Annotated in this window: 28 protein-coding genes; 13 read left to right on the forward strand and 15 right to left on the reverse strand. The window is 70.2% G+C overall.

Going from position 1 to position 26,717, the window contains the following annotated elements:
* Position 1 precedes the first annotated feature (1 nt).
* The 3 genes from BJP32_RS09055 (at position 2) to BJP32_RS09065 (ending at position 5,459) form a co-directional block, all read left to right on the forward strand.
* Positions 2 to 901, forward strand: coding sequence for a 4-(cytidine 5'-diphospho)-2-C-methyl-D-erythritol kinase (locus BJP32_RS09055; RefSeq protein ID WP_046652059.1), 900 nt, complete (start codon positions 2 to 4; stop codon positions 899 to 901).
* Between the two features lie 35 nt (positions 902 to 936).
* Positions 937 to 1,836, forward strand: coding sequence for a hypothetical protein (locus BJP32_RS09060; protein ID WP_076223718.1), 900 nt, complete (start codon positions 937 to 939; stop codon positions 1,834 to 1,836).
* 425 nt (positions 1,837 to 2,261) lie between these two features.
* Positions 2,262 to 5,459, forward strand: a complete 3,198-nt coding sequence (locus BJP32_RS09065; protein WP_083673945.1) for an autotransporter domain-containing protein — start codon at positions 2,262 to 2,264, stop codon at positions 5,457 to 5,459.
* 100 nt (positions 5,460 to 5,559) lie between these two features.
* Here BJP32_RS09065 and BJP32_RS09070 read toward each other — a convergent pair whose 3' ends face one another.
* Positions 5,560 to 6,306 (reverse strand): polysaccharide deacetylase family protein, encoded by a 747-nt coding sequence (locus BJP32_RS09070; protein WP_083673946.1) that lies wholly within the window; start codon positions 6,304 to 6,306, stop codon positions 5,560 to 5,562.
* A 111-nt stretch (positions 6,307 to 6,417) separates the two neighbouring features.
* Between BJP32_RS09070 and BJP32_RS09075 the strand changes: the two genes are divergently transcribed.
* A complete protein-coding gene (locus tag BJP32_RS09075) occupies positions 6,418 to 7,317 on the forward strand; it encodes a glycine--tRNA ligase subunit alpha (RefSeq protein WP_083673952.1) in 900 nt (299 codons plus the stop codon).
* A complete protein-coding gene (gene glyS / locus BJP32_RS09080) occupies positions 7,317 to 9,386 on the forward strand; it encodes a glycine--tRNA ligase subunit beta (RefSeq protein WP_076223722.1) in 2,070 nt (689 codons plus the stop codon). The genes BJP32_RS09075 and glyS overlap by 1 nt, the downstream gene beginning before the upstream one ends.
* Positions 9,387 to 9,538: 152 nt before the next feature.
* Here glyS and BJP32_RS09085 read toward each other — a convergent pair whose 3' ends face one another.
* From BJP32_RS09085 to BJP32_RS09105, 5 genes are all read right to left on the reverse strand, one after another.
* Complete coding sequence (locus BJP32_RS09085) at positions 9,539 to 9,964, reverse strand: thioesterase family protein (RefSeq protein WP_076223723.1); 426 nt, start codon at positions 9,962 to 9,964, stop codon at positions 9,539 to 9,541.
* A gap of 5 nt (positions 9,965 to 9,969) precedes the next feature.
* Positions 9,970 to 10,320, reverse strand: coding sequence for a Grx4 family monothiol glutaredoxin (gene grxD, locus BJP32_RS09090; protein ID WP_003165880.1), 351 nt, complete (start codon positions 10,318 to 10,320; stop codon positions 9,970 to 9,972).
* A gap of 85 nt (positions 10,321 to 10,405) precedes the next feature.
* Positions 10,406 to 11,653: a hypothetical protein gene (locus BJP32_RS17855; protein WP_076223725.1), complete on the reverse strand. Its 1,248-nt coding sequence runs from the start codon at positions 11,651 to 11,653 to the stop codon at positions 10,406 to 10,408.
* A gap of 128 nt (positions 11,654 to 11,781) precedes the next feature.
* Positions 11,782 to 12,150, reverse strand: a complete 369-nt coding sequence (locus BJP32_RS09100; protein ID WP_076223780.1) for a hypothetical protein — start codon at positions 12,148 to 12,150, stop codon at positions 11,782 to 11,784.
* 121 nt (positions 12,151 to 12,271) lie between these two features.
* The gene (locus BJP32_RS09105; RefSeq protein ID WP_076223727.1) at positions 12,272 to 13,174 is read right to left on the reverse strand and encodes a LysR family transcriptional regulator; all 903 of its coding nucleotides are present in this window, start codon (positions 13,172 to 13,174) and stop codon (positions 12,272 to 12,274) included.
* Positions 13,175 to 13,230: 56 nt separating this feature from the next.
* Between BJP32_RS09105 and BJP32_RS09110 the strand changes: the two genes are divergently transcribed.
* The 3 genes from BJP32_RS09110 (at position 13,231) to BJP32_RS09120 (ending at position 15,862) form a co-directional block, all read left to right on the forward strand.
* Positions 13,231 to 14,382 carry an MFS transporter gene (locus BJP32_RS09110; RefSeq protein WP_076223729.1) on the forward strand — a complete coding sequence of 384 codons (1,152 nt, stop codon included), beginning with the start codon at positions 13,231 to 13,233 and terminating at the stop codon, positions 14,380 to 14,382.
* A 35-nt stretch (positions 14,383 to 14,417) separates the two neighbouring features.
* Positions 14,418 to 15,020 (forward strand): YitT family protein, encoded by a 603-nt coding sequence (locus BJP32_RS16915; protein WP_233126787.1) that lies wholly within the window; start codon positions 14,418 to 14,420, stop codon positions 15,018 to 15,020.
* A gap of 77 nt (positions 15,021 to 15,097) precedes the next feature.
* Positions 15,098 to 15,862: an SDR family oxidoreductase gene (locus tag BJP32_RS09120; RefSeq protein ID WP_076223730.1), complete on the forward strand. Its 765-nt coding sequence runs from the start codon at positions 15,098 to 15,100 to the stop codon at positions 15,860 to 15,862.
* Between the two features lie 3 nt (positions 15,863 to 15,865).
* Here the strand turns inward: BJP32_RS09120 and BJP32_RS09125 are convergent, their stop codons facing one another.
* On the reverse strand, positions 15,866 to 17,494 hold the full coding sequence (locus tag BJP32_RS09125; RefSeq protein WP_076223732.1) for a peptide chain release factor 3: 1,629 nt from the start codon (positions 17,492 to 17,494) through the stop codon (positions 15,866 to 15,868).
* Between the two features lie 158 nt (positions 17,495 to 17,652).
* Here BJP32_RS09125 and BJP32_RS17500 point away from each other — a divergent pair, with 158 nt between their 5' ends.
* Entirely contained in the window at positions 17,653 to 17,793 is a 141-nt protein-coding gene (locus BJP32_RS17500) for a hypothetical protein (protein WP_198935270.1), read from the forward strand.
* Here BJP32_RS17500 and BJP32_RS09130 read toward each other — a convergent pair.
* Positions 17,790 to 18,170, reverse strand: a complete 381-nt coding sequence (locus tag BJP32_RS09130) for a hypothetical protein (RefSeq protein ID WP_076223733.1) — start codon at positions 18,168 to 18,170, stop codon at positions 17,790 to 17,792. The two genes, BJP32_RS17500 and BJP32_RS09130, sit on opposite strands and share 4 nt — an antisense overlap.
* Positions 18,171 to 18,540: 370 nt before the next feature.
* A complete protein-coding gene (locus BJP32_RS09135) occupies positions 18,541 to 18,870 on the reverse strand; it encodes a DUF1491 family protein (RefSeq protein ID WP_076223735.1) in 330 nt (109 codons plus the stop codon).
* A gap of 55 nt (positions 18,871 to 18,925) precedes the next feature.
* On the opposite strand from BJP32_RS09135, the gene BJP32_RS09140 reads away from it, so the two are divergent.
* Positions 18,926 to 19,789 (forward strand): hypothetical protein, encoded by an 864-nt coding sequence (locus BJP32_RS09140; RefSeq protein WP_076223736.1) that lies wholly within the window; start codon positions 18,926 to 18,928, stop codon positions 19,787 to 19,789.
* Here BJP32_RS09140 and BJP32_RS09145 read toward each other — a convergent pair.
* Positions 19,786 to 20,226: a DUF6389 family protein gene (locus BJP32_RS09145; RefSeq protein WP_076223738.1), complete on the reverse strand. Its 441-nt coding sequence runs from the start codon at positions 20,224 to 20,226 to the stop codon at positions 19,786 to 19,788. The two genes, BJP32_RS09140 and BJP32_RS09145, sit on opposite strands and share 4 nt — an antisense overlap.
* A 101-nt stretch (positions 20,227 to 20,327) precedes the next feature.
* Here BJP32_RS09145 and BJP32_RS09150 point away from each other — a divergent pair, with 101 nt between their 5' ends.
* A complete protein-coding gene (locus tag BJP32_RS09150; protein ID WP_040346032.1) occupies positions 20,328 to 20,951 on the forward strand; it encodes a LysE family translocator in 624 nt (207 codons plus the stop codon).
* 3 nt (positions 20,952 to 20,954) lie between these two features.
* Here the strand turns inward: BJP32_RS09150 and BJP32_RS09155 are convergent, their stop codons facing one another.
* Positions 20,955 to 22,592: a HAMP domain-containing sensor histidine kinase gene (locus BJP32_RS09155; protein WP_198935271.1), complete on the reverse strand. Its 1,638-nt coding sequence runs from the start codon at positions 22,590 to 22,592 to the stop codon at positions 20,955 to 20,957.
* A gap of 146 nt (positions 22,593 to 22,738) precedes the next feature.
* Here BJP32_RS09155 and BJP32_RS09160 point away from each other — a divergent pair, with 146 nt between their 5' ends.
* Both BJP32_RS09160 and BJP32_RS09165 read left to right on the forward strand, forming a co-directional pair.
* Positions 22,739 to 23,176 carry a SufE family protein gene (locus BJP32_RS09160; RefSeq protein ID WP_040346929.1) on the forward strand — a complete coding sequence of 146 codons (438 nt, stop codon included), beginning with the start codon at positions 22,739 to 22,741 and terminating at the stop codon, positions 23,174 to 23,176.
* Between the two features lie 72 nt (positions 23,177 to 23,248).
* The gene (locus tag BJP32_RS09165; protein ID WP_003165862.1) at positions 23,249 to 23,542 is read left to right on the forward strand and encodes a hypothetical protein; all 294 of its coding nucleotides are present in this window, start codon (positions 23,249 to 23,251) and stop codon (positions 23,540 to 23,542) included.
* Positions 23,543 to 23,564: 22 nt separating this feature from the next.
* Here BJP32_RS09165 and BJP32_RS09170 read toward each other — a convergent pair whose 3' ends face one another.
* The 4 genes from BJP32_RS09170 to BJP32_RS09185 form a co-directional block, all read right to left on the reverse strand.
* Positions 23,565 to 24,623, reverse strand: a complete 1,059-nt coding sequence (locus BJP32_RS09170; protein WP_076223740.1) for a linear amide C-N hydrolase — start codon at positions 24,621 to 24,623, stop codon at positions 23,565 to 23,567.
* Positions 24,624 to 24,663: 40 nt separating this feature from the next.
* Entirely contained in the window at positions 24,664 to 25,467 is an 804-nt protein-coding gene (locus BJP32_RS09175; protein ID WP_076223741.1) for a hypothetical protein, read from the reverse strand.
* Between the two features lie 113 nt (positions 25,468 to 25,580).
* Positions 25,581 to 26,297, reverse strand: coding sequence for a DUF6456 domain-containing protein (locus BJP32_RS09180; RefSeq protein ID WP_076223743.1), 717 nt, complete (start codon positions 26,295 to 26,297; stop codon positions 25,581 to 25,583).
* Positions 26,294 to 26,665 (reverse strand): chromosomal replication initiator DnaA, encoded by a 372-nt coding sequence (locus BJP32_RS09185; RefSeq protein ID WP_076223745.1) that lies wholly within the window; start codon positions 26,663 to 26,665, stop codon positions 26,294 to 26,296. Before BJP32_RS09185 ends, BJP32_RS09180 begins: the two co-directional genes overlap by 4 nt.
* Positions 26,666 to 26,717 lie beyond the last annotated feature (52 nt).

The raw sequence follows: 26,717 nt of genomic DNA on the forward strand, positions 1-26,717 counted from the left end.
CATGTCCGTTTCCGACGCTCTGAGCGGCCTGGCGCCGGCCAAGATCAACCTGCTGCTGCACGTCGGGCCGGTGCAGGCCGACGGCTATCATCCCCTGGTCAGCCTGGCCGTCTTCGCTGATGTCGGCGACCGGGTGACGGTGCGCCGCGCCGAGGCCCTGTCGCTGACGGTCGAGGGGCCGTTCGCGGCGGGTCTGGACGGGCAGGGCGACAACCTGATCCTCAAGGCCCTGCGCGCCCTGGGCGCGGCGGCCGGGATCGGCGAACCGCCTGTGGCCGTGACCCTGGACAAGCGTCTGCCCATCGCCGCCGGGCTGGGCGGCGGCTCGGCGGACGCAGGCGCGGCGCTGCGGCTGACGGCGCGCCTGCTGGGCCTCGACATGGCTGAGGCGGAACTGGAGCGACTCGCCCTGGCCGCCGGGGCGGACGGCCCCATGTGTCTGCGCGCCCGCCCGGCCTGGGCTTCGGGGATCGGCGAGGCGTTGGAAGACGAGCCGCGCCTGCCCACGCTGCACGGCGTGCTGCTGAACCCCGGCCTGCCGTCGCCGACGGGGGCGGTCTATCGCGCCTATGACGCCGCGCCCGCCGGGGACGCGGATCGACCGCAATCGCCCGCTGACTGGAATGTCGCCTCCGTCATCGACTGGTTGGCGACACAGCGGAATGATCTGGAGGCGCCCGCCCTGGCCGTCACGCCGGGCATTGAAGAGGCGCTGGCCGCCATGCGCGCCGCGCCGGGCTGTCGGCTGACGCGGATGTCGGGATCGGGCGCGACGGTCTTCGGCCTGTTCGACGACCGCGCGGCGGCGATCGAGGCCGCCTTCGCCCTGGATCGGCCGGGCTGGTGGGCGCGGCCGGTGGTGCTGGGCGCGCCGGACATCGAACCGCGTGCAGTTATTTAACCGGATTTACAGCCCCTGCGGTCAAGCTGGCGGCCATGACCCAACTGACGCCCGAACAGACCGCCGCCTTTGAACGCGCCCTGTCGCGCCTGTCGTCCGCCGACCGCGCCCGCGTGAACGAGCTCAAGGACGCCGCCGCCCGCGCCGCCGCCGAGGTCGCCCCGCACTGGGACTTCGAACTGGCCGCCCGCACCGTGGACGGCCTGCTGGGCGAGGGCGCGAACGACGACCAGAGGCGCGGCCTGATCGCCGCCTGGGCGCTGGAGCTGCCCGGCCGCATCGCCGCCGAGCGCCTGCCGCAGGCCGTGCTGGCGGGCTATCCGACCTATGTGGACCGGCTCGCCGCCTATCTGGACAGCGGGGCGGATCCGTATGATCCCGACTTCTGGGCCAAGGACGTGCGGGTGTCCCTCGCGCTCAGCGTGCCGGGCAGCAACACCCAGATGCTGGACCTGTCCTCGCCCGTCGGGCCGGGGCTGGTGGTGCGGCACATGCTGGGCGGGCGCGGTCCCGGTCCGCTGATCGCCTGGGTCCAGGCGGGCGGCTGGCGTCCGTGGCTGGAGACGCACACCGAGGCGCGCGACCTGTCGGACTTCAACGAAGCGGGCTGGGAGCGGAACTGGGCCGCCGCCGCCGCTCTGTTGAAGACGCGGCCCGAACTGGCGGGCGTCATCGGCTCCAGCTGGTTCTTCGATCCGCCGCTGGAGATCATCAGCCCGCGCCTGACCTATCTGCGGGCCACGCCCGTGAACAACGGCGCCTTCATGATCCATCAGGGCGGCGGCGAAATCCACGATGAGCGCGCCTCCGTCTCATCGCCCACCCGCCGCGCCATGATCGAGGCGGGCGAATACAGCGCCTGCTCCTGGCTGCTGTGCTGGCCTCGCAAACCGCTGATTCGCTGGGCCGAGGCGCGAGGGTTGCTTCAACCCTAAGGCGAGAAGTGCGGCGGAGTGACGCGGCTGTGGCTCAATTTGGGCGAAGAAAGGGCCGATTGAGGCGGCGCCCAAACCCCTGGGAGTCATGAAGGGCGGGGGTTGGAGGGAAATTCTAATTTCGAGACACTCAAGCGTGACCATTTTGGTTGATGGGCGTTTTGGTGAATGATCTTCGTTCCATGATTGACAGTAGGCGGAGGTTTCCGTCTCAAATGATGCGGAGAGGGGCGCGTGGAGCGGCGGTCATGGGGCTGTCGAGACGGAGGCGGCCTCTCTTCGAATAGCCATTGTCGCTCTTGTGGGGATCTATGATTAACGCGTTCAAGGCTGGCCTCTTGGTTGCAGCCGCTGGTTCCGCCCTGGTTTGGGCGAGTGATGTTTCCGCTCAGACGAGTGTTACGCCGCCGCCGGGCGGGTTCTACATGGCGGACGGGTCGCGCACTGCGGATTACGACGCGGCGCTGACGTCCTGGCGCGAAGACGCTCAATTCTCGGTCGATTACTCCAAGGCCTATCTTGGGCTGGAGCACGCCTACGCCTTGGGCCTGACGGGCAAGGGGCTGACGATCGGCGTCAATGACGCAGGCGTCTACATGGATCACCCGCTGTTCGGCGGGGAAGGCAAGATCAAGGGTCTGAACACGGTCGTTTCGAGCGACTACGGCAACGACGGCCGCATCAACCCCCGTCGCGGCTGGGAAGGCCACGGCACCCACGTCGCCGGCACCATCGGCGGCGCCCGCATCGAGGGCGAGGCCATGTTCGGCAACGCCTTCGGCGCCAACATCTATTCGGCCACGACCAACTTCGCCGCCGGCGACTTCCTGTGGTTCCGCGACGTCTACATCAACGGCGACATCGTCAGCACGGCCCAGACCAACATCGTTGACCTGGCCGCGACGGGCGAGGTGCGGATCATCAACAACAGCTGGGGTTCAAGCAACAGCCTGGCCTATAATGCGTCCGCAGCGCTGGTGCGTCAGACCTTCGGCCCGCGCAGCAACTACGGCGACTTCTACAAGCCGGTGCTCGACAATGACGTTCTGGTCGTCTTTTCGGCGGGCAACGGCTACGGCGCTCACGCGGGCATTGACGCCGCTGCGCCGATGTTCGATCCGCGCCTGCGCGACAACTGGCTGTCGGTCGCCAATTACAAGGCCGATCTGACGCCCAGCGCCTCGACCAGCTTCTGCGGTCAGACCGCGACCTGGTGCGTCGCGGGTCCGGGCCATCAGATCGTGTCGGCCGTGCCCGGCTTCGAATTCGATTTCAACGCCATCGTGGCCCAGTACCGTCCGGCTGACTACCGCCCGCTCTATGCGGCGACGACGGTCGCGGCGCTGCAGAGCGCTTCGGTGAACCGCTTCCTGGGCGCGCTGAACGCTTATCTGGACGCCAAATACGCCGCCGAGGACGCCGGTCTTCCGTTCGACGAGGCCGCCGCACGCCGCCGCGTGGCCGAGGAGGCCGTGGCCATCACCCTGATCTCGGGCGGCCGTCTCGGCGACCCGGACGGCTTCACCTCTCAACTGGCCAGTCTGCTGGTTTCGCCCGCCAATATGGCGATCCTGACGCCGGAGTTCTCGTCCGACGTGCTGACCCAGGCCAATGCTCTGCTGGTGGAGCGTCTGAAGACGCTGGTCACTTACACGGGGCCTGACTACGCCGCCTATACGGGCACGTCGATGGCGGCGCCGAACATCTCGGGCTTCGCCGCCCTGCTGATGGAGCATTTCGCCGAGTACGACACGGCCCTGATCGGCGACATCCTGGTGTCCAGCTCGCTGGATCTGGACACGCCGGGCGTGGACCTGAAGTCCGGCTGGGGCGCGCCGCAGATGGAGGTCGCGCTGAAGGGCCCGACGGCCCTGCGCGACGTGCGCGACGTCAATGTCCGCGTCGGCACGGTCGATGTGTGGAGCAACGACATCGGCGACGCGCGCGACCGCTACTCGGCCGAGGTGCTGGCCGAATACCCCGACGACATCGGCGGCATCGTCAAGAAGGGCGGCGGCGAGCTGATCCTGACGGGCGCCAACGACTACACCGGCGCGACCCGCGTCGAGGGCGGCCTGCTGACCGTCAACGGCAGCCTGTTGAACTCGACCTCGACCGTGGCCGATCTGGGCATGCTGGGCGGCGTGGGCCGTCTGGCCGACGTGATCGTCGACAAGGGCGGCGTCCTGGCGCCGGGCGATGCGGCCAACCCGTTCGGCACGCTGACCATCGCCGACAATCTGGTGTTCAAGGACGGCTCCTATCTGTGGATCCGCTCCAGCGTGAACGGCGCCCAGCACTCGCGCGTCGCCGTGGAAGGCGCGACGACGCTGGAAGGCGGCAAGGTCATCCTGAAGGCCGACCAGGGCGAGTGGAACCTGCGCACGCGGATGAATATCCTGCAGTCCGAGGGCGGCGTCACCGGCGTCTTCGCGGGGGCCGAAAGCGACCTGGCCTTCCTGAAGCCGATCCTGGCCTACAGCGCCAAGGCCGTGCAGCTGACGCTGGCGCGCAATGACGTGACCATCGCCTCGGTCGGCGTGACGCCGAACCAGAAGTCGGTCGGCGCGGCGCTCGACGTCATGACCGCTTCGGCCATGACGCCGTCAGCGGGCCGTAACACAGCGCTGGAAGACGCCATTCTGGACGGCAGCGTCGCCAACGTCCGCGGCGCTCTGAACAGCCTGACGGGCGAGGTTCACGCCACCCTGGCGGGCGTCGCCACGGGCGACTCGCGCTTCATCCGGGACGCCATGCTGACACGCGGCCGCAACGGCGCGACGGAGGCGACCGACGGCCGCGGCGTCGCCGTCTGGGCCTCGGGCGTGTTCGGCAGCGGGCGTCAGGACAACGGCGAACTGGCGGGCTTCCGCAGCGAGGCCACCGGCTATCTGGCCGGCGTCGAGAAGACGCTGAACGGCCGCGCCCACATCGGGGTCGCCGTCGGTGAGAGCCAGTCGGAAATCCGCGCCAGCCGTCTGCTGTCGACGGGCGAAGTCAAGACCCAGCACATCGGCGTCTACGGCGCCGCGACGCTGGGCGGCCTCGACTTCCGTCTGGGCGGCGCCTGGATGGACTCGCGCACCCGCACCGACCGTTCGGCCTCGCTGAACCGCTTCAACGAGCAGCTGACCGGCCGCTACGACGGCGAAGCCTGGCAGGCCTACGGCGAAGTGTCGTGGCGTAAGCCGGTCATGGCCTCGACCGTGCTGGAGCCGTACCTGAACTACACCCGCGTCGAATATGATGCGGACGTGGTCGAGCGCGGCGGCGACGCGGCCCTGTCGGGCGAGGTCTCCCAGACCTCGGACCTGCTGACGGCGGGTCTGCGCTCCGAGACGCATCTGGCGGGCGGCAACGGCCGTCCGGCGCTGTCGGCGATCGGCCACCTGGCCTGGACCGAAGACCTGAGCGGCGACGGCCCTGTGTTCAACGCGGCCTTCTCGGACGGTCCGGTGTTCCGCGTCGAAGGCGCCGACCTGAACTCGGGCGCGCTGCAGGCGGGCCTGGGCTTCAACATCGAGGCGTCCAAGTCGACCAACATCGAGGTCGGCTACTCGGGCGTCTTCAACGACGACTACAAGGATCACCGCCTGACCGGCCGCGTCAGCTTCCGGTTCTGATAAGGCGGGCGTCGGGGCTTCGGCCCCGGCGATCTTGACGGACAGACGCCGTCGCCCTCAGCGGGCGGCGGTGTTTTTCTTTGGGCGGGATGAGCGGGAACTAGGCGCCGCCCAACCGCTCCCACGCCTCGCCGACCGGCAGGATCTCCAGCCCGGCCGCCTTGGCCAGGCGGATCAGGCGGTCCAGATCCTCGGGCGTGCAGCCGTAGGGGGTGGGATCGCTCTCGACATCATGGCCATAGGCGATCAGCCAGCCGGGCGCCTCGGCCGCGCGGGCGACCAGGGCCTCCAGGTCGTAGTGGGGCAGGCGGCGGGACTCCAGGCCGATGGCCTGCAGATTGGCCCGGTCGGCGCGTCCGGCGTTGACCCCGTCGCGCACGCCGCGTCCCAGCAGGAACCGCTCGTCGATCACCGTCTTGGCGCCCAGGGCCACGTCGCCGAAGGGCCAGGCGAAGGTCGTCATGACGTGGCCGTCCAGCCGCTCGGCCACCCAGGCGGCGTTTCTCGCCAACTGGTCCGTCAATTGGGCGGGGCTCAGGCGCAGGGCGCTGACGTGGTCGAAGGTGTGGCAGCCGACCTCGTGCCCGGCCTCATGCGCGGCCTGCAGGTGTTCGACCTCGAACTGGGCCTTGCCGATGTTCTCGCCGCCGCACAGGCCGCCCGCGACGTAATAGGTCGCCCTGATCCCGTGTTCGGCCAGGATTGGCCCGGCCTCGGTCCAGGCGCTGGCCGGGAAGTCGTCGAAGCTGAGGCTGAGAATCCCGCGCGCGGGCGCGACTGTCGTCGGCCTGACGCCAAGGTAGCGCGCCGCCCGGCGGCGCATCTGATCGATCCGTTGCTGCATCATGGGCGCCTTCTAGCGCAACGGCGCTTGCAGAAGGATGAAGGTTTCGGTCCGCTCGCCTTGCTGGCGAAGCGTGGCGGCCCTATGGTCCGCGCCTCCCGAAATCGGACCGAAATGTCGACCGTGGCCGCTGCTGAACCTCTCTCGTTTCAGGACTTGATCCTGACCCTGCACCACTATTGGAGCGAGCAGGGCTGCGCCATTTTGCAGCCCTATGACATCGAGGTCGGCGCCGGCACCCTGCACCCCGCCACCGTGCTGCGGGCGCTGGGCAGGAAGCCGTGGAAGGCCGCCTATGTCCAGCCGTCGCGCCGCCCCGGCGACGGCCGCTATGGTGAGAACCCCAACCGGCTGCAGCACTATTACCAGTATCAGGTCATCCTGAAGCCGAACCCCGACAACCTGCAGGAGCTGTATCTCAACTCCCTGCGCGCCATCGGCATCGACCCCAGCCTGCACGATATCCGCTTCGTCGAGGACGACTGGGAAAACCCGACCGTCGGCGCCTGGGGCCTGGGCTGGGAGGTCTGGTGCGACGGCATGGAGGTGACGCAGTTCACCTATTTCCAGGGCGTCGGCGGCATCGAGGTCGACGTCGTCTCGGGCGAGCTGACCTACGGGCTGGAGCGTCTGGCCATGTATGTCCAGGGCGTCGACAACGTCTATGACCTGAAGTTCAACAAGGAGGGCCTGACCTACGGCGAAGTCTTCCTCGAGAACGAGCGCCAGCAGTCGGAAGCCAACTTCCACGGCTATGACGTCGCCGCGCTGAAGCGCCGTTTCGAGGACATGGAGCGCGAGGCCGCCCACTTCCTGACCATGAAGGGGCCGCAGGGGCAGCCGCTGGTGCTGGCCGCCTATGACCAGGTGCTGAAGGCCTCGCACCTGTTCAACCTGATGGACGCCCGCGGCGCCATCGCCGTCGCCGAACGCCAGAGCTACATCGGCCGCATCCGCGACCTGTGCAAAGCCTGCGCCCTCGCTCAAGTCGAGCATGAAAGGGCGACCGCCTGATGTCCCAGCTTCTCCTCGAAATCTTCTCCGAAGAAATCCCCGCCCGCATGCAGCAGGGCGCCGCGCGCGACCTGGAGCGCATGGCGTCCGATCGCCTGAAGGCCGCGGGCCTGACCTGGGACGCGCTGACCACCTATGCCGGGCCGCGCCGTCTGTCGCTGGTGATCGACGGCCTGCCCGCCGCCACGCCCGACCGCAATGAAGAGCTGAAGGGCCCGAAGACCTCGGCGCCCGCGCAGGCGCTGGAAGGCTTCCTGCGCAAGACCGGCCTGACGCAGGACCAGTTGGTCGAGCGCGACGGCGTCTGGTTCGCCGAAATCAGCAGCAAGGGCCGCGCGACCACCGAGGTCGTGGCCGAGAGCGTCGACGACATCATCCGCCACTTCCCCTGGCCCAAGTCGATGCGATGGGGCGCGGGAACCCTGCGCTGGGTGCGGCCGATCAAGCGCATTCTGGCCCTGTTCGACGGCGCGGTGATCCCGTTCGAGGTCGACGGCATTCCCTCGGGCGACGTGACCGAGGGCCACCGCTTCATGGGCGCGGGCCAGCCGTTCGCGGTCAAGGACTTCGCCGACTATCGCCAGAAGCTGGAGCGCAACTTCGTCCTGCTGGACGCCGCCGACCGCAAGCTGCGCATCCTCGAGGGCGCCAAGGCCGTCTGCGCGACCAAGGGGCTGGCCCTGGTCGATGACGACGGCCTGCTGGACGAGGTGTCGGGCCTGGCCGAATGGCCGACGCCGATCCTGGGCGACATGGACCCGCAGTTCCTGGCCCTGCCGCCGGAAGTGGTCCAGCTGTCGATGAAGGTGCACCAGAAGTATTTCGCCGTGCGCGAACCGGGCAAGGAAGGCCTGGCCCCCCACTTCGTCGTCGTGGCCAACGTCGAGGCGACAGACGGCGGTCAGGCTCTGGCGGCGGGCAACGCCAAGGTGCTGTCGGCGCGTCTGAGCGACGCCGAGTTCTTCTGGACCGAGGATCAGAAGGTCGGCTTCGACGCCTGGAACGCCAAGCTGAAGGACGTCACCTTCCACGCCAAGCTGGGCACGCTGGCCGAGCGGGTCGACCGCATCGCCGCCCTGGCGCGCGAGATCGCCCCGCTGGTCGGCGCCGACGCGGCTCAGGCGGAACAGGCCGCGCGCCTGTCCAAGGCCGATCTGGCCTCGGGCATGGTGGGCGAGTTCCCGGAACTGCAGGGAATCATGGGCGGCTACTACGCCCGTCTGGCCGGTCAGCCCGACGCGGTCGCCGACGCCATCCGCGACCACTACAAGCCGCAGGGACCGGGCGACACCGTCCCGACCGCCCCCGTCACGGTCGCCGTGGCCATGGCCGAAAAGCTGGACACCCTGGTCGGCTTCTTCGCCATCGATGAAAAGCCCACGGGGTCGAAGGATCCCTATGCGCTGCGCCGCGCGGCGCTGGGCGTGATCCGGCTGGTGCTGGAGAATGGAGCTCGCGTCGGCCTGCGCCGCGACGCCTTCTCACCGGCCATGGCGGCCTTGGAGAAGGGACATGTTCAGCGCGCGGTCGACAAGCTCGCGGTTGAGACTGAACTCAGCGCCTTCTTCGCCGACCGCCTGACTGTCCTCCTGCGCGACAAGGGCCAGCGTCACGACCTCGTGGCGGCCGTCTTCGCGCTGGGCGACGATGATCTGGTGCGGATCGTGCGTCGGGTCGAGGCGCTGGCCGCCTTCCTGGCGACGGACGACGGGGCGAACCTGCTGGCGGGCTACAAGCGCGCCGCCCAGCTGCTCAAGGCCGAGGAGAAGAAGGGGCCGCTGCCGCAGGGCGCCGTCGCCACCGACCTGCCGAACCAGCCGGCGGAAGAGACCGCCCTGGCCTTCGCCGCCGCCGCCGCCGCCTCGGCCGTGGACGCGGCGCTGGAGGCCGAGGATTTCGCCGCCGCCATGACGGCCCTGGCCGCCCTGCGCGGCCCGGTGGACGCCTTCTTCACCGCCGTCATGGTCAACTCGGACGTAGCCGAAGAGCGCGAAAACCGCCTGAAGCTGCTGGTTCAGGTGCGCGGCGTGATGAACCTGGTGGCCGATTTCGGCCAGATCGCGGGCTGATCCATCGTCCTTCTCCCCTTGCGGGAGAAGGTGGACGGCGAAGCCGGACGGATGAGGGGTTGCGGGACATTCGCCTCGCCCCTCATTGACCGTCGCAAGACCCCTCATCCGGCCCTGACGGGCCACCTTCTCCCACAAGGGGAGAAGGGAGGTTAGGCCGTGAACGGTCCCAGCATCTCGGCGGGAATGCGGGCGGGGCGCAGGGTCTGGGCGTCGACCAGGCACCATTCGGACAGGCCTTGCGCGCACAGGCGGCCTTCGGCGTCCTCGATGCGGACATAGCGGTTGAAGCGCGGGCCCTGCGGGTCGCCGACCCAGGTGCGGGCGACGACGCCGGTCGCGTCGGGCGCGATGGCGCGCAGGTAGTCGATCTCGTGCCTCAGGGCGATCCACGACCAGCGGGCGCGCGTCTCGTCGTCGAAGCGCGCGTTCCAGTGGGCCGTGCCCACGTCCTGCAGCCAGCCGACGTAGACGACGTTGTTGACGTGGTTGTTCTCGTCGATGTGTTCCGGCCGCACGTCCAGCGGGACGACGAAGACCTCGCGGTCCTCACGCGGTTGCAGCTGCGGCCGGGCCATCGAGCTTAGGCTTCGCCGAGGGCGACGCCCTTTTCGGACATCAGGGCGGCCAGTTCGCCCGACTGGAACATCTCGCGCACGATGTCCGAGCCGCCGACGAATTCGCCCTTCACATAGAGCTGTGGGATGGTCGGCCAGTCGGTGAAGGCCTTGATGCCTTCGCGCAGGGCTTCGTCCTGCAGCACGTCGACGCCGACGAAGGGGGCGCCCACGTGATCCAGGATCTGAACCGTGACCGAGGAGAAGCCGCAGCGCGGCGAATCCGGCGTGCCCTTCATGAAGAGCACCACGTCATGCTCGGCCACCGTCTGGGCGATGAAGGCGTGGACGGGATCGGCGGCGGTTTGTTCGGTCACTGTGTCGGAACCCTTCTGCGAAGCCCGTGAGCTAGGCGCCCAATGGGGCCGGGTCAAGGCCGGGCGGCGTCTCGGCCGCGTTCGATCAGACGGTTTGTGGGCGCGGCGTCAGCCGTTCGGCGCGTTCGGCCAGGCCGGCGGCGCCGTGCTCGCGCGCGGTCTGGGCCGCCTCGGCCAGCATCAGGCCGACGGCGCGGGGCGTTTCGCCGGTCCAGCGGGCGCGGGCCAGGGCGATGCGCGCCAGGCCGATCTGCTCGGCCGCCCAGTCCAGCGGCGTGGCCGAGACCGAAGGCCGCACCAGGCGACGCCGCAGGGCGCCCTCGATCTCCAGCAGGGCGGTCAGGTCGCCGGCGGCGCCCGCGCGCGCAGCCTCCTGGGCCACCCGCTGTTCGTGGGCCAGGGCGCCCAGGATCAGGCCGCCGCCCTCGGTCAGGGCCTCGGCCTGGACCAGCACCAGCGGCGGCAGGGTCTCGCGCTCGGCGCGCATCACCTGAATGGCGGCCCAGTCCAGCGGGCTGTGGTCGGGGGTGAACAACTGGGCGGCGGCGTCGAACAGGGCCTGGGCCTGGTCGCGGGCGGCGGCGTCCTCGGCCACGGCGGCCAGGGCGGCCATCCCCGCGCCGCACAGGGCCAGGGCGCGGGCGCGGCTCAGGGGGCGCTGTTCCGGCGAGGCGGCCTCGACCAGGGCGCGAAGGTCGCGGCCCGCCTGGTCCAGCAGGCGCGGGTCGCGGGCGATCAGCCCGGCCTCCAGCGTCACCACGGCGCGATCCATGCGCAGCTCGTCCTCGGCCGCGCGCCCGGCCTTCATTCGCGCCAGGGCGGCGTTCAGCAGGGCGGTCGCCTCGGTCAGTTCAGGCAGGCGGCCGGACAGAAGGGCCTGACGCGCGCGCAGGCGGGCGTGCAGGGCGGCCATGGCGGCGGCGGTGTCGGCGCGCCGCGCGGCGGGCAGGTCGCCCAGCAGGCCCAGCGCCGCTGTCAGGCGTTCAGGGCCGCCGCGCAGATCGAACGCCAGCATCCCGGTTTGAGCCAGGTCCAGGGCGGCGCGCACGGCCTGATCGTCGTTGGCGGCGATCTTGGCGGCGTCGCGTCCGGCGGCCTCGGCGCGGTCGATGCTGGCGGCGGCGCCGCAGCGGCGGGCGTGCTCGCGCCACAGGGCGGCGGCGCGCAGGGCGGCTTCGAAGGGGCGGGCGCAGGAGACGCGGCCCGCATCCGTGGCCTGCTGACGGGCCTCGACCTCCACAAGCCCTGCGCCGATCAGCTCCAGCCAGCCGAGATCGTCGCTGTCGCGCGCCTTCTCGAACAGCCGTCTCAGATCTCTGCCGAATTCGAACATGGCGCTCCGTCGTCCCGCTTCGGGATCACGAGGGTGATCCGGGGGTCGTCCAAGCAAACGCAGCGCCGTTCGAAGGGTTCGGCTTAACCATATGATGAGAAAAACGGTGGGCGGCCGGTTTTTCGTCTCTAGCCCAGGCGAGGCGCGGCCTTGCGGCAGCGTTGCAGGGCGGAGCGCGCCTCGGCGTCGCCTGCCGACAGGCGGCGCACGGACTGAAGTCGGGCGCGGGTCTGGTCGTTCTCGGCCGCCGTAGGGTTGCGCCCGGCGGTCGTCGCCGCCTGCATGGCCGCCAGCGACCAATAGAGGGCGGCGTCGTAAAGCTCGCGGCCGTAACGGCTTTCGCCGCCTTCCAGCTCGGACGCGGCCTGGGTCAGTCCAGCGCACCGCACCGCCTCGTCATAGGAGACGAGCCGAGGGGCCGGAGCAGGGGGCTGGGCCTGAGCCTGAGCCTGACCTTGAACCAGCGCCAGAACGGCGGTGAAGGCGACGAGCAGCATCTGAACTCCACAGGGGCCGCGAACGGCGACGGCCCGGATCATGACGGCGCGGCGCGGCCGATTTGCGTCCTCTTAGAGAACCACGTCCCCGCGACGGATGAAAGCCGTGTTCAGCAAAGCTTCAGGTTGCATCCGGCGCCGCGGGCATGGCGCGGCCCTGGTCGGAGAGCCAGCGCAGGAGCAGGCGACGATCTTGCGACATCTCGCCTGCGCCGGGGATGGCCGCTACAGCCCCGTCGTCGCGGGCGAAGCCGAAGGGCGCCAGGAGGCGTCCGTCCGTCACGGCCTCGGCCGTCAACGCCCAGGGCAGCACCGCCGCGCCCCAGCCCGCCAGGGCACTGTCCAGGGCGAAATGCAGATGGGCGACCGGCCGCTCGGGCGCGGGGGGCAGCCGCCGTCTGCTCAGACCGGCCCAATCCTTCCAGGCCGTGGCGTGGGTGCGCGGCGTCAGGCGCGGCGCGGTCAAGACCGCCGTCCGCGCGTCGTCTTGGGCCAGGGCGGGGGCGATCACCGGCCCGACCGCATTGGGAATGACGGCGATCGCGCCCAGAGCCTCGATCCGAGGCGTGTCGAGCAATCGCAGCAGCATGTCGGCGCCGCGTCGGCTGACGGCGTGCGGGGCCAGTTCGACCAAGTGGACCCGCACTTGGGGATGCAGGCGGTTGAAGTCGGCCAGACGCGGGATCAGCCATTTGACCGCCAGGCTGGCGTTGACGGCGACGTGCAGGTCGCGCCCGGTCCCGCGCGCCTCGGCCACGGCGGCGGCGATCTGGTCGAAGGCGGCGGTCAGTCCGGGCAGCAGGCCGCGCCCGGCCTCGGTCAGTGTCAGGGCGTGACGCGGCCCCTCGAACAGGCGCAGGCCCAGTTGCGCCTCCAGCGCCTTGACCTGTCGGCTGACGGCGCTGTGGGTCACGTTCAGCTCGGCCGCCGCGCGGGTGGCGCCGCCCGTGCGCGCCATGGCCTCGAAGGCGCGCAGGGCGTTCAGCGAGGGTATGGCGCCTGAAGCTGTGAGGTTTTCGAACATGAGGTGTTCGATAGGTCGCTTTCGTCGTGCGGGCAAATCCGCTGACAGAGCGCGCCATGTCGCACGCCGCCGTTTCCCGTCTGATCGTCCCCGTGTTGGGGCTGGGGATGATCGTCTCCTTCGCCTCCAGCTATTATCTGATGGGGGTGCTGGCCGAGCCGCTGGCGGCGGGCGTTGGGACAAATCCGGGCGTGGTGTTCACGGCCCTGTCGGGGGCCTTCCTGGTCTCGGCGGCGCTCAGTCCGTTCGGCGGGCGCTGGATCGACCGGCGCGGCGGACGCGAGGTGCTGTCGGCGGCGGCCGTGATCTTCGCCCTGGCCCTGACCCTGCTGGGGTTGGCGCGCGAGCCGATCCTCATGGTCGCAGGGGTGCTGATGCTGGGCGCGGGCATGGGGGTGGGGCTGTACGGCCCGGCCTACGCCGTCCTGGTGGCCCTACACGGCGAGGCGGCGAAGAAGTCGATCGCCGCCGTCTCTCTGCTCGGCGCCTTCGGCGGGGCGCTCGGCTGGCCGTTGACCTTGGCGATGATCGAGACCCTGGGCTGGCGCGGCGCCTGCTTCGTCTGGGCGGGCGCGCATCTGCTGCTGTGCCTGCCGTTGTATGCGGCGGTGCTGCCGGACGGGCGAGCGGGCGGCCATCGACCGGCGTCCGGGCCTGTGCGCTGGGACGGAACCATGATCCGCCTGGCGATCCTGTTCGCCGGGGCCTGGTGGGTGGCGACGGCCATGAGCGCCCACCTGCCGCGTCTGTTGACCCGGCTGGGTCTGACGGCGGCCGAGGCGGCCCTGGCGGCGGGCCTGATGGCGAGCGCCGCCATAGCGGTGCGCCTGATTGTCCTGGCGGCGTCGGGAAAGGGCTCGCCCGTGGCGGCGGCGCGGGCGGCGACCCTGCTGCATCCGCTCGGCGCGCTGATCGCCTTCGTCGGCGGCAAGGGCGCGGCAGGCGCCGTCGCCCTGGGGCAGGGGGCGGGCAACGGCCTGCTGGCGGTGGCCTCGGGCGTCCTGCCGCTGCATCTGTTCGGGCGCCAGAACTATGGCGCGCGCCAGGCCCTGATGCTGACGCCCGCTCGTTTCGTCCAGGCGGCGGCGCCGGCGCTGTACGGCGTGGTGCTGGATCGCTCGGCGGGTCTGGCCCTGCTGGTCTCCAGCGGCGTCTGCCTGATCATGTTCGCCATGACCTTCGGCCTCAGACAAAGGCCGGGCCTTTAAATCCCCCGCCGATCGGGCAGAAGGGGTCTATGTTCATGCGTCGTTTCATCCAGCTTCAGTTGGGCCTGTGCCTGTATGGCGTGGCCGCCGCCATGATGGTGCGCTCCAACCTCGGGCTGGACCCGTGGAACGTCTTTCACCAGGGCCTGTCGCTGAAGACGGGCATGAGCCTGGGGACCGCCTCGATCATCATGGGCGTTCTGGTGATGCTGGCGTGGATTCCGCTGCGCCAGAAGCCGGGGCTGGGCACGCTGTTCAACATCTTCGTCATCGGCCTGTCGATGGACGCGGCCCTGGCCGTCCTGCCCGAGATTACGGGCCTGCCGCTGCGGCTGGCCTTCATGACGGCGGGGGTGACGCTGACCGCCATGGGCGGGGCGGCCTATATCGGCGCGGGCATGGGCACGGGACCGCGCGACGGCCTGATGATCGGCCTCAATCAACGCCTGGGCTGGTCGATCCGCGTGTCCAGAATGCTGATCGAAGTCAGCGTCCTGGCCGGAGGCTGGCTGCTGGGCGGCTCGGTGGGCCTGGGCACGGTGGTCTTCGCCGTGGGCATCGGCCCGCTGATCCAGGTCTTCCTGCCGTGGCTCCAGGCGCTGGGGCGCGGCGAGCGGCGGGCGGCGCCCTCGACCTGAACGCCGAGTCCGAACCTCGCCAGACCGCGGCCTGAGGGCGTGAAAGGAAGGCGGCCTCTTTCACGCACGAGGTCGTCATGCCTGCACTCATCGACAAGGTCGCCGTCATCACCGGAGCCAGCTCCGGCATCGGCGCCGCCGCCGCCCGCTTGTTCGCGCGCGAAGGCGCGGCGGTGGTCGTCACCGCCCGGCGCGAGGCCGAGCTTCTGGCCCTGGTCGCCGCCATCGAGGCCGAGGGCGGGCGCGCCGTCGCCGTGCCGGGCGACGTCCGCGACGAGGCTCTGGCCCAGCGGCTGGTGCAGGCGGCGGTCGAACGGTTCGGCGGGCTGGACATCGCCCTGAACAACGCCGGGGCCATCGGCGCCAATGAGCCGACGCATGAGATCGCGCCAGAGCGCTGGCGCGAGACGCTGGACCTGAACCTGACGGCCGCCTTCCTGGGCGCCAAGCATCAGATTCCGGCCCTGTTGGCGCGCGGCGGCGGCTCGCTGATCTTCACCTCGACCTTTGTCGGCCACGCCATTGGCATGCCGGGCATGGCGGCCTATGCGGCGGCCAAGGCGGGGCTGGTCGGCCTGTCGCGGGTCATCGCCGCCGAATACGGAGCGAAAGGCGTCCGCAGCAACTGCCTGCTGCCCGGCGGCACGGACACCGAGGCCGGGCGCGAGTTCGCCCACACGCCCGAGATCATCGCCTTCGTCGAAGGGATGCACGCCCTGAAGCGGATGGCGAGCCCGGACGAGATCGCCCGCGCCACCCTGTTCCTGGCATCCGATGCTTCCAGTTTCATGACCGGGACGGCCATGTTGGTCGACGGCGGGGTGTCGATCACCAAGACCTGAGGATCAGCCCCGTTCCTTGGTCTTGGTGAAGGTCACCTTGGGGAAGCGTTCGGAGACATAGCCTGTCTCCCACGCCGACTTGGCCAGGAAGACCGGGTTTTGGTCGATGTCGGTCGCCATCTGGGGCCGGTATTTGCCGGCGAAATCCTCAAGGTCGGCCTTTGCCCCCGACACCCAGCGGGCCTCGGCGTAAGGCGACGGCTCGAAGACGACGTCCAGGCCGTATTCCTCGCCCAGGCGGTCGGCCATGACCTCGAACTGCAGCTGGCCCACGGCGCCGACGATGAAGTCCGCGCCCAGTTCCGGGCGGAACAGCTGGGTCACGCCTTCCTCGGCTAGGCCGACCAGCGCCTTCTGCAGGTGCTTGGCCTTCAGCGGATCCTTGACGCGGACGCGCTGCAGGATTTCCGGCGCGAAGTTGGGCAGGCCCGCAAAGCGCACCAGGCCGCTCTCCGACAGGCTGTCGCCGACGCGCAGCACGCCATGGTTCGGAATGCCGATGACGTCGCCCGCATAGGCCTCTTCGGCCAGTTCGCGGTCCGAGGCGAAGAACATGATGGGGGCGTTCACCGACAACTGCTTGCCGGTGTTTTGGACCTTCAGCTTCATGCCGCGCTTGAAGCTGCCCGAGGCCATGCGGAACATGGCGATGCGGTCGCGGTGGTTGGGGTCCATGTTGGCCTGAACCTTGAAGACGAAGCCGGTGACTTCGTCCTTGCTCGGCTCGACGGTGATGTCTTCGGGCGTGGGGGCGTTGCGGGTTTCCGGCGGCGCCTCCTTGCGGGCGGTCATGGTCTTGGGCGACGGGGCCCATTCGCCGATGGCCTTAAGCAGTTCCTCGATGCCGAAGTGGCGCAGGGCCGAGCCCCACAGCACGGGCGTCATATGGCCTTCCAGAAACGCCTGACGGTCGAACGGCTTATAGCCCGCCTCGACCAGCTCCAGCGCATCGACCATGTCGGCCTGCTCCGTGCCTTCGAAGAAGGCGGCGGCGTCTGTGAAGGGCAGGGGCGCGGGGTGTTCGCCGTCGTTGTCGGAGGTCTTGCGGGTGTAGGGCTGGAACCGGCCCTGGCCGCCGACCTCGGCCAGGCCGCGCAGGCGGTTGCCGCTCTCGGCCGGCCACCAGATGGGGGCGGGGTCCAACTGCAGGCGCGAGGCGATCTCGTCCAGCAGGGCCATCGGATCCTGGGCTTCGCGGTCCAGCTTGTTGATGAAGGTGATGATCGGAATGTCGCGCAGGCGGCAGACCTCGAACAGCTTCAGCGTCTGCGGCTCGATGCCCTTGGCGGCGTCCAGCACCATGATGGCGCAGTCGGCGGCGGTCAGGGTGCGATAGGTGTCTTCCGAGAAGTCCTCGTGGCCCGGCGTGTCCAGCAGGTTGAACATCTTGCCGTCGTGTTCGAACGTCATGACCGAGGCGGTGACCGAAATGCCCCGCTCCTTCTCGATCTTCATCCAGTCCGAGCGCGCCCGGCGGTTCTCGCCGCGCGCCTTGACCGCCCCGGCCGCGCGCACGGCGCCGCCCGCCAGCAGGATGTGCTCGGTCAGGGTCGTCTTACCGGCGTCCGGGTGGGCGATGATGGCGAAGGTCCGACGGCGGTCGGCCTCCTGGGCAAGGGTCAGTTTGGACATGGAGCTTCCTTTAGGACGCGCGACCTACCGCGCCGGGGCTCAATTGTCGACGTTCACGATGCCGTGAGAGACCCTTCGCGTATGAGGGTTATTCGAGGCATGCTCGTTTTCGGGAGACGGCGGGCCATGAGTCCGCCGCACGAGGGAAGGGAAACGTCATGGCTCTGGCCCATCCAGGCAAGGTCGCGCCTGTACAGAACGAGCGCAAGATTCATCCGCTGGTCTGCTTTCTGGCCGGTTTCGCCCTGATCGTCACAGCCGCCGCCGTGGTGCACACGGTGTTCGGAATCCTGCTCTAGGCGGCCAGTCGGCCCCAGACCGCCTTGTCCGCCGTGGCGGCGGTCAGCGCGCCGCGACGGGCGCGCTGTTGCAGGTGGCGCAGGACGACTTCCGGCAGGGCGCAGAAGCGCGGCTCGACCAGTTCGGGCGCGCAACCGGCTTCGGGCGCGGCGAACAGGGCGGCGTTGACGCCCTGCGCCTTGTGCGCGATCAGCCAAGCTAGACGGCGCGCGCGAGCCGGGTCGGTGCGATGCAGCAGCGGGTCTTCGGCGAACAGCTCGCAACCCATCTCCAACACATAGTCGCAGGATAAGGTCTCGAAGCGGCGCACGTCATGGCTCGGGGCCGGGCAGGCCTCGTCCAGATCAAAGACGACATCGTTCAAGAGAAACAGCATGGACCGCGCCCGCTCGCAGGACCGTTCTAGCCCCATGCGACGGGTTGTAGGGCGCCTGCGCTTGCGGTCCGGTTCACGAACGCGGTGAACGGGCCGGTTACCATTTTCAGCGGCCCTAACGCGCTTTTGCGCTGCTTGAGGGCGGTTCTGGCGGTAAAACCCTCTCCCGGCGGGAGAGGGCTTGAGCCTCCAAGAGCCGGAGGCGATTGGAATAGGCGAAAGGGTGAGGGGCTTGTCCCGTCAGTCGGCGTAAGCCGCCGCGACGCGGCCTGCGGCCGACTTCATCCGTGAACCCTCACCCTTTCTCGCAAGAACGATCGCTGACGCTCTCGTGCTCAAGCCCTCTCCCATCGGGAGAGGGGGCCGACGTTTAGCCCTGCGTCTTCTCGGTCAGGAAGTGTCGTCCCTGCCGGTCCTCGATCTCGATGATCCAGAGGTCGGGGTCATAGCGGCGCTGGCGGTCCAGATAGGCGTCCAATTCGCTTTCGAATTCGCTGGCGACGGGCTGGATCCATAAGGGCTCGCCGTCCTGGCCGGTCGCCTCGGTCCACAGGCGGGCGGTGCGGGCGGCGGTGTCATAGGCCTTGACGATGACGGCCCCGGCGCGGGCGTCGCCCTTCTTCACCACCACGGCGTTGGCGCCTTCTAGTTCGGCGCGGCGGATCAGGGCGCCGACCCAGACGTCAGTGGAAAGAAGCAATTGGTTCACCTTGTTTGGACACGGACCCGGAACCGGCGGCGGCTAGGGTGGCGGCATGAAGATAGCGCTGTCGCCCCGCATAGTCAGCAGAACGCTGGCCGCGATCGTCGCCCTGACCCTCGCGGCCGGGACGGCGACTGCGGCGGGCGACGTCTATTATGAGCGGGCCTTCGTGCGGGCGGCGCAGGACAAGTGCCGCCTGTTCGAACCGCGTCTGACACAGGCGCTGGAGGCGGCGACCCTGCAGGCGCGCGGGGCGGCCCTGCGCGCCGGGCGCCCGGCGACCGAACTGGCCGCCACAGCCGCGCGGGCCACGGCGCGGGCCGAGGCCACCCCCTGCAACGACGCCGAGCTGGGCCGGGTCAAGACGCGGGTGCGCCACGCCTTCGCCGGATGGTCGCGCGCGGCGCGGATCAACTTCCCCGGCGACAAGGCCGTGTGGAGCGCCGACCGTTTCGAGAGCGCCCGCGACGGCTGGCGCCTGTTTCAGGACGGGGCGACCGGCGCCTCGCCCGTGCGGTTCGGCCTGACCGGCAAGGCGCCGCAGGACGCGCGCCCGGCGGCGGTCGTCTCCTTCGTCGGCAAGCCCCGGCCCTATGCCGCGCGCATCGTCATGCGCGATGCGGCGCGCTCGCCCCGGCCGTGGCTGGCGGGGGACGGCCTGCCGCCCGAGGCCGCGCGCCGCGCCGTCTTCGCCGCCGGGTCCGATCTGGCGCCGCGCGACCTGCTGGCGTCCGGGGCGCGGGCGGGCGAGGTCTGGCGCTTTCCCGACAGCGCGGCTGAGGCTCTGGCGACGCTGGACCCGCGCGAGCCTTTCCTGATCGAGTTCCTGTTTCGCGACGACAGCGTGGCGACGGCGCGGTTCGAGGCGGGCGACTTCGCCGCCGCCCGCGCCTTCCTGGCCATGGGACCGGTCTAGGGCTCCACCCGACGCGGGACGGCGGAGCCGTAATCCTCGTCGCCATAGATCATGACGGGCACGGGCGCCCGCCCGCCGCGGGGCCACAGGGCCTCGATCCAGTCGGCGGCCGTATCGACGATGGCGTCCTGAACGCTGAAGCCGGGATCGCGTCCGAACATCGGCACGTCGGGCTCGCAACCTTCCTCGCCGTGGACGACCTCGAACAGGGTGCGGTGCGGCTCGATCGCCCGGTTCAGGACGTAGAGGTCGGGGCCGTCCAGACTGACGTGGACGCTGAAGGCGCCTTCGCCGTCCTGATCGGGAAAGACGACGACGTGGATTTCGCGCGCCGCCTCGGGCAGGGCGGCCTGCAGGGCGCGGATGCGCGCCAGCGCCGGGCCGTCGTGGGCGTCGAGCGTGGCGCGCAGGGCGGCGCGATAGGCGGTTTCGTCCATGAGCGTCCTCGCTGGGCCGGAGGCGTCTTTCCTATGCCGAGCGCGGCGCCGTCCAGTTTGGCGGTTGCGGCGGGGCGATACGGCGTGTTCCAGTGCGCGCCATGTTCGATCCCGCCCTGTTCGCCGCCTTCCTGGTCGCCATCACCATTCTGACGATCACGCCGGGGGTGGACACGGCGATGGTGCTGAGATCGGCGGCGGCCGAGGGCGGGCGTTCGGCCGTCTTCGCCGGGGCGGGCATCCTGCTGGGCTGTCTGATCTGGGGCGCGGCGGTTTCGCTGGGGTTCGGGGCGCTGCTGCGGGTGTCGGAGCTGGCCTATACGGTGGTGAAGTGGGCGGGCGCGGCCTATCTGGTCTGGCTGGGCGCGCGGATGCTGTTCAAGCCGCGCAGGAGCCTGGGCGAGCCGGGCGCTGCCTTGCCCCCCAGTGGTCCCGTCGCCTTTCGGCGGGGCCTGCTGACCAATCTGCTGAACCCCAAGGTGGGCGTCTTCTACGTGACCTTCCTGCCCCAGTTCGTGCCGCAGGGGGCCAATGTCGCGGCCTTCACCTTCTTCCTGGTCGGGGTGCATGTGGCGCTGACCATCGTCTGGTTCGCCGGGCTGATTTTGGCGACGGCGCCGCTGGGCCGGTTCCTGCGCCGTCCGGCCGTGGTGCGGACGATGGACCGGGTGGTCGGCGTGGTCTTCATCGGCTTCGGGCTGAAGCTGGCCGCCTCGAAGGTCTGAGGCTCAGGCGTCCGGCGTCTCAAGCGGCAGGCGCACCGTCGCCGCCGTGCCGACGCCGAGCGCGCTGTCCAGCGCCAGCGTCCCGCCGTGTAGCCCGGCCAGGGCGCGCACCAGCGCCAGCCCCAGACCTGACCCCTGCGCCCGCTGTTCGGCGTCGCCCGCCTGTTCATAGGGGCGGCCCAGACGCGCCAGATCTTCAGCCGAAATGCCGACGCCGGTATCGGCCACCGTCACCTCCAGCGCGTCGTCGGCCGCCTGCACCGACACGGTGACGGTTCCGCCGGGCGGCGTGAACTTCACCGCATTGGCCAGCAGGTTCAGCGCCATCTGCTTCAGCGCGCGGCGGTCGGCGCGGACGCTCAGCGCCTCGGGCGGCAGGACGGCGGCCAGTTCGACGCCCTTGTCGTCGGCCTGAATGCGGACCAGGGCCAGCGCCGCCAGCACCGGCTCGCGCGCGTCGAAACGCTCCAGCGACAGTTGATAGCGGTCGGCCTCGATGCGGCTGACGTCCAGCACGTCGTTGATCAGGTCCAGCAGGTGGCCGCCCGCCTCATGGATCGAGGCGGCGTAGTCCGCGTAGCGCGGCGGGACGGGGCCGAACAGCTCCTGCCGCATGGCGTCGGAGAAGCCGACCACGGCGTTCAGCGGCGTGCGCAGTTCGTGGCTCATGTGAGCCAGGAAACGGGTCTTGCCGAGATTCTGCGCCTCAGCCTCGGCGCGGGCGGCGTCCAGTTCGGCCTCGCGCGCGTGCTGCAAGGTGGCGTCCAGCGCCTGGACGATCAGACGCGGCCCCTTATCGAGCCGTCGCGCGACCAGCAGGATGCGGCGGTCCAGCGCCAGGCGCGGGGTGAAGCGGACCTGCGCCTCGCCTCCGTTCCGTGCGCGAGCCAGGGCGGTCAGGACGGCGGCGCGGTCGGCCTCGTCCACGGCGGCCAGCAGCCCGTCCTCGAACAGCAGATCGACGGGCAGGGCGGCGGGCGCCGCGCCATAGGCGGACAGGGCGCGATAGCGGCCGTCGGCGTCCAGCGTCAGGGTCAGGCCCGGCTGGCCCGACAGGACGGCCTCGACTCGCGCCACGGCGTCTTCAGCGGCGGTCAGGCGGCGCGACTGGCGACGCAGGCCCAGGGCCAGACCCAGCAGGGCGGCGCTCGTCGTGATCAGGGCCGAGGCGCCGGCCAGGCCGCCGCCCGGCGTCGCCGGTCCGACGACAGCGGTGGAGATGACGCCGACCAGGGCCGCGCCGACCGAGGCCAGGGCGCCGAGGCCCGCCCGGCGACGCCCGCCCAGCGCCAGCCCCGCCGCCAGGGGGGCGAAGACGAAGCCGGCCAGCGGTCCGGCCGCGCCGCCCGCCAGGGCCGCCGCCGTCAGGGCCGCGAGGGCCCACAGCGTCGTCAGGGCGGTTCTCAACGCCGTGGTGTCGCGCGCCAGCAGGGCCAGACCCGCCACGCCCGGCGCGGCCATGACGGCCAGGGCCAACGCCTCGGGCGCGGCCAGGGGGCGCCCCAGCCAGGCGGCGCCCAGGGCGCTCAGCCCGACCACCGCCGTCCACCCGGCGTGCCAGGCGGCCACGGCGGCGCCGTCCCCGGCCTCGGCGGCTTCGGGGCGGCGGATGGGATCGAGAAGGGCGGTCCTAGACGTCACGGCCATCCGGGCGCAGGGGTTGAATCAGCCTTATAGATTAGACTGCGCCCCAAGCGCCCCCTAGCGCGCTCGCCTGTCGGGGGAGCGAAGAACCGGGTGTGAGAGGGGCGGTTGTGGCGAGGGCGCGCGCGGCCTATGTCGCGCCCATGACCTCCACCGCTGCTCCCGCCCGCTCCATCGACGAGACCCTGGCCGAACTGGTCGAGGAGTTCGACCTGCTGGGCGATTGGGAGGGACGCATCGAATACGTCATCGACCTGGGCAAGGACTTGCCGCCCCTGCCCGAAGAGGCGCGGATCGAGGCGAACAAGGTGCCGGGCTGCGCCGCCCAGGTCTGGCTGTCGACGCGGGCCGAGGGCGATCGCCTGTTCTTTGACGCGGACAGCGACAGCGCCCTGTCCAAGGGCAACATCGCCCTGCTGCTGCGGCTCTATTCGGGACGGCTGCCGGTTGAGATTCTGGATTTTGACGCCAGGGCGGCGCTGGACCGTCTGGGCCTGCCTTCGGCCCTGACGCGGCAACGCGCCAACGGCCTGAACAGCATGGTCGGCCGCATCCGCGAAGCGGCGCTGGCGGCGGGCTGACTGCGCTTCTCGCTTCCGGTCGAACGCGATCGGGCGCATGATGAGGCGTTCTATCCTGTGCGGAGCGGTCCGATGCCGGTCCTGACGAAACGCGCGCCTTCCTTCTTCAATCCGATCCGAACGGCCGGCTGGAGCGCGGTCGGGCTGATCCTGCTGACGCCGCTGGCGGCCATGCAGTTCACCTCCGAGGTCGCCTGGGACGCGCAGGACTTCCTGTTCGCCGCCGTCCTGCTGATCGGGGCGGGCCTGCTGCTGGAGCTGCTGCTGTGGAAGGCGCGGACGCCGTTGGTGCGGCTGGCGCTGGCCGGGGCGGTGGTCCTGGCCGTGTTGGTGATCTGGGCCGAGGCGGCGGTCGGGATTTTCTGAGCCCCGACCGCCTTGTCGCGGCCTACTGTTGCGGGCCGAGGAAGGGGAAGGCTCGCGCGTTGCTGAACTTGGCGGTGGCGTCGCCCGCGTGGGTGTTGATCTGGTTCTCGCCCAGCTCCAGCCGCTTGACCGGGGCGCGCGCAGAGAAGTCGATCTTCTTCAGGTCCACCCAGAAGGTGTTCGGCGTCAGGGCCGACTCGAAGAAGTACAGCTGACGCTTGTGATCCACGACCGTGCGCCAGCGCGTCGAGGAGATGTTCGGCTGGTCCGGCGTCGAAATGCCGAACGGCACCGAGACGTTGCGGATCACGCTGAACACGCTGGCCACGGCCATGTTCTGGTCTTCGAACTTGGGAATGGCGTTGGCGTAGAAGGAGGCGCGCGCATAGCGGTCGGCCGCTCGGTTGGTGCCCGGCAGCATGACCGTGCCGCCGATGCCCTGCCAATAGGTGTTCAGCGCCAACTGCTGATCGAAGGTCGGCGAGTTGGTCATCACCTGGTAGTCGCGGCTGTGGTGGATCACCAGCTTGCCGTCGATGTATTCGAAGATGGCGCTGTCGCCGCTGCTGTCCGACAGGGACAGGTGCAGGGTGGTCAGGCGTTCCTGCCCCGGCACATTGTCGCTGACCAGAACGAACGGCTCGTCGCGCAGGCCTTCGACCGCCTCGGCCACGGTGGCGTAGTTGTCGAGGGCGTATTGCGCCCAGGCGGCGATGCTGAGGGCGGGCTTGTTCGGGTCATACGTCGGGTATTCCGACTCCACCAGCCACAGGACGTTGGCGACCAGGCCCATCTCGTTCACGCCGTCGACGGTCGAGATGTCATAGCCGCTGGCGATGACGCTGCCGTATTTGGACGTCCAGGTCAGGGAGTTGGGACCGCCAGACCCGTCCCGCGCCATGCCGCGCGGGAAGATCCAGAGGTTGGTCATGATCTCGTCCTTCCAGTCCATCGACCGGGCGGTGATCACCGCGCCGTCGTGGCCGTGATAGACAAGGCGGGTGCAGGCCTCGGCCGCCGGAACGGCCAGCATGAAGGCGGCGGCCAGGGCGGCGACGCCCTTCTTCATTCCATTACGCATGTCGTCTCCTGAGGTGAGCGGATCATCGGGGGAGGGAGGATCAGTAGGTCAGCGACAGGCCCAGCACCGGGCCGTGGCGAGTCACCTTCCAGTCGAAGCGCTGGCCGGTGAAATCGTCCTGCTCATAGTTCTGGTGCAGCATCCGATAGCCGGCGTTGACCGAGACGGCGCCGCCCGCCAGCGGCGTGCGGTATGAGGCCAGCGCCTGCCAGGCCAGGCTGTGACGGTCGTCATCGCCTAGGCCGCCGGCGTCGACCTGGGTCCGCAGGGTCCAGCGTTCGGACACGTCGCTCTCGACCCGCAGGCCCAGCAGCAGGTCGGTCCATTCGGCGCCCTTCTGCGTGGCGCCCAGCGGCGTGTTCAACTCCGCCCGCAGCTTGCTCCAGCGGGCGCCGATCAGCGGCTCGACACGGAAGCTGCGCGCGTCGCCGAAGGCGGTGCGGCCGCCGACGGGATCGTCGATCAGGCGGAACAGCACCCCGCCCGAGACGGTGGTCGAGCGGGTGCCCAACTCGGCCGGAACGCCTATCAGGGACACGCCCTCATGGGTCTTGGCGTACTGATAGTCGACGAAGGCGCCCCAGCGGCCCTTGCGCACCTCGACGTCGCCCATGACGACGCTCTCCAGCTGGTCGAAGGCGTCCGAGGCGGACACGTCCACCGGCGCCTTGTGCCCGGCCAGGGTGACATTGCCGTCCAGCGAAGTCGCCCAGACATAGGGGCTGACGGTGACGCGCCACTGGTCGTCGGCGCCGGCCTTGACGCCGGTCTGGGCGCTGGCGGACCCGGCGACGGCGAGGCCCGCCAGTCCGAGAAGAAGCGAGGCGGGGCGGAGGAACGTCATGGGGAGTCTACTCACTGCGACCGGGAGGATCGCCCTTGGGTAGAACGGCCATGCTTAAGTAATCGTAGATCAGTAATCTTTGATTGTGCGTCCCGCATGACGGCGGCGCGCCGTCATGCGAGGCCGTAGTGCTCGGCCAGAGCCTGCAAACCCTGTTTCAGCAGGGTCTTGCCCTGTCGGCGGCGCAGGGACAGGGCCTGTTCCGCCAGTTGCAGCGACGTGCCGTGGATGCAGACCTGTTCGACCATGGCGCGCAGGCGCGGGCCGCAGGCGTCCAGCGCCGCCTGCACCCGCGCCGAGGCCGACAGGGCGCGGTCGCCCGGCTCGATCCGCACGCCTCCGCCGCCCGAACGCGAGGTCGGCAAGGCGTCCCAGCGCATGGTCAGAGACGGACCGGCCGCCGCGATCTCGGCCTCGGCGCGCAGGCGCTCGCCCGCCGCCACCTCGGCCGGCGTCAGCCACGGACGGCCCGACTGATCCTTGCGCCGGGCCAGCCACAGGATCGGGCTCTCGCCCAGATTGGCGCGGCGCATCGTCAGGCGGCCGTCGCCCTCCATCACCGCGCGCTCGCCCTCGATGACGCCGGGGCGGCCGGGCGGGGCCGAGGCGGGAGCATGGTCGTTGGCCGCGCGAGGCAGCCAGCCGCCGCCTTCGCGCAGGCGCAGGCCCGGCTGCTCGATCACGGCGCGGAAGACGGCCTCGTCCAGGGTCAGCACCACCCGGCTGCGCCGGTCGCCGCCGAGGCGTAAGGGATAGGCGCCGTTCGCCTGATCCAGCCAGGCGCCGGGGCGTTGCAGCAGGCTGCGGGCGCGTTCCAGTTGGCGGCTCATCGGCGGGCTCCGATCTCGGGCGCCAGATCGACCAGGGGCAGCTCCATCACCGCGCGCAGCGCCCCCTCCAGCCCGTCCATCAGGACATCGTAATCAGGCCGATCGCGCTCATCCTCGGCCCAGCGGCAGGCGGCGCCGGCCGTCGCCCGGTTCAGGCCGAAGGCGTGGGCCACCCGCTCCAGCGGCCAGCCATAGGAGACGTGCGCCACATACATGGCCGACCAGCGCGCCCGACAGGCCCGAGGCCGCACCCGCTCGCGCCGGGTCATTTCGGCGACGGGCACGCCCAGCGCCAGGGCCGCCAGCGACAGGGCCGCGTCCGCCCGGATGCGGTCGCCCTCCGTCACCGGCACGCGATAGGGTTCCATGATCTGCGCTTCCTCCCGCCATTCCTGTGGATGTCGCCATTATGAGTGCGTT

This window comes from Brevundimonas sp. ZS04, assembly GCF_001956865.1.
Taxonomy (GTDB): Bacteria; Pseudomonadota; Alphaproteobacteria; order Caulobacterales; family Caulobacteraceae; genus Brevundimonas; species Brevundimonas diminuta.

Excerpts from the sequence above, each read along its gene's own strand:
- BJP32_RS09055 (WP_046652059.1), top strand. The coding sequence starts at position 2 with ATGTCCGTTTCCGACGCTCTGAGCGGCCTGGCGCCGGCCAAGATCAAC.
- BJP32_RS09060 (WP_076223718.1), top strand. The coding sequence starts at position 937 with ATGACCCAACTGACGCCCGAACAGACCGCCGCCTTTGAACGCGCCCTG.
- BJP32_RS09065 (WP_083673945.1), top strand. The coding sequence starts at position 2,262 with ATGGCGGACGGGTCGCGCACTGCGGATTACGACGCGGCGCTGACGTCC.
- BJP32_RS09070 (WP_083673946.1), bottom strand. The coding sequence starts at position 6,306 with ATGATGCAGCAACGGATCGATCAGATGCGCCGCCGGGCGGCGCGCTAC.
- BJP32_RS09075 (WP_083673952.1), top strand. The coding sequence starts at position 6,418 with ATGTCGACCGTGGCCGCTGCTGAACCTCTCTCGTTTCAGGACTTGATC.
- glyS (WP_076223722.1), top strand. The coding sequence starts at position 7,317 with ATGTCCCAGCTTCTCCTCGAAATCTTCTCCGAAGAAATCCCCGCCCGC.
- BJP32_RS09085 (WP_076223723.1), bottom strand. The coding sequence starts at position 9,964 with ATGGCCCGGCCGCAGCTGCAACCGCGTGAGGACCGCGAGGTCTTCGTC.
- BJP32_RS17855 (WP_076223725.1), bottom strand. The coding sequence starts at position 11,653 with ATGTTCGAATTCGGCAGAGATCTGAGACGGCTGTTCGAGAAGGCGCGC.
- BJP32_RS09100 (WP_076223780.1), bottom strand. The coding sequence starts at position 12,150 with ATGCTGCTCGTCGCCTTCACCGCCGTTCTGGCGCTGGTTCAAGGTCAG.
- BJP32_RS09105 (WP_076223727.1), bottom strand. The coding sequence starts at position 13,174 with ATGTTCGAAAACCTCACAGCTTCAGGCGCCATACCCTCGCTGAACGCC.
- BJP32_RS09110 (WP_076223729.1), top strand. The coding sequence starts at position 13,231 with ATGTCGCACGCCGCCGTTTCCCGTCTGATCGTCCCCGTGTTGGGGCTG.
- BJP32_RS16915 (WP_233126787.1), top strand. The coding sequence starts at position 14,418 with ATGCGTCGTTTCATCCAGCTTCAGTTGGGCCTGTGCCTGTATGGCGTG.
- BJP32_RS09120 (WP_076223730.1), top strand. The coding sequence starts at position 15,098 with ATGCCTGCACTCATCGACAAGGTCGCCGTCATCACCGGAGCCAGCTCC.
- BJP32_RS09125 (WP_076223732.1), bottom strand. The coding sequence starts at position 17,494 with ATGTCCAAACTGACCCTTGCCCAGGAGGCCGACCGCCGTCGGACCTTC.
- BJP32_RS17500 (WP_198935270.1), top strand. The coding sequence starts at position 17,653 with ATGGCTCTGGCCCATCCAGGCAAGGTCGCGCCTGTACAGAACGAGCGC.
- BJP32_RS09130 (WP_076223733.1), bottom strand. The coding sequence starts at position 18,170 with ATGCTGTTTCTCTTGAACGATGTCGTCTTTGATCTGGACGAGGCCTGC.
- BJP32_RS09140 (WP_076223736.1), top strand. The coding sequence starts at position 18,926 with ATGAAGATAGCGCTGTCGCCCCGCATAGTCAGCAGAACGCTGGCCGCG.
- BJP32_RS09145 (WP_076223738.1), bottom strand. The coding sequence starts at position 20,226 with ATGGACGAAACCGCCTATCGCGCCGCCCTGCGCGCCACGCTCGACGCC.
- BJP32_RS09150 (WP_040346032.1), top strand. The coding sequence starts at position 20,328 with ATGTTCGATCCCGCCCTGTTCGCCGCCTTCCTGGTCGCCATCACCATT.
- BJP32_RS09160 (WP_040346929.1), top strand. The coding sequence starts at position 22,739 with ATGACCTCCACCGCTGCTCCCGCCCGCTCCATCGACGAGACCCTGGCC.
- BJP32_RS09165 (WP_003165862.1), top strand. The coding sequence starts at position 23,249 with ATGCCGGTCCTGACGAAACGCGCGCCTTCCTTCTTCAATCCGATCCGA.
- BJP32_RS09170 (WP_076223740.1), bottom strand. The coding sequence starts at position 24,623 with ATGCGTAATGGAATGAAGAAGGGCGTCGCCGCCCTGGCCGCCGCCTTC.
- BJP32_RS09175 (WP_076223741.1), bottom strand. The coding sequence starts at position 25,467 with ATGACGTTCCTCCGCCCCGCCTCGCTTCTTCTCGGACTGGCGGGCCTC.
- BJP32_RS09180 (WP_076223743.1), bottom strand. The coding sequence starts at position 26,297 with ATGAGCCGCCAACTGGAACGCGCCCGCAGCCTGCTGCAACGCCCCGGC.
- BJP32_RS09185 (WP_076223745.1), bottom strand. The coding sequence starts at position 26,665 with ATGGAACCCTATCGCGTGCCGGTGACGGAGGGCGACCGCATCCGGGCG.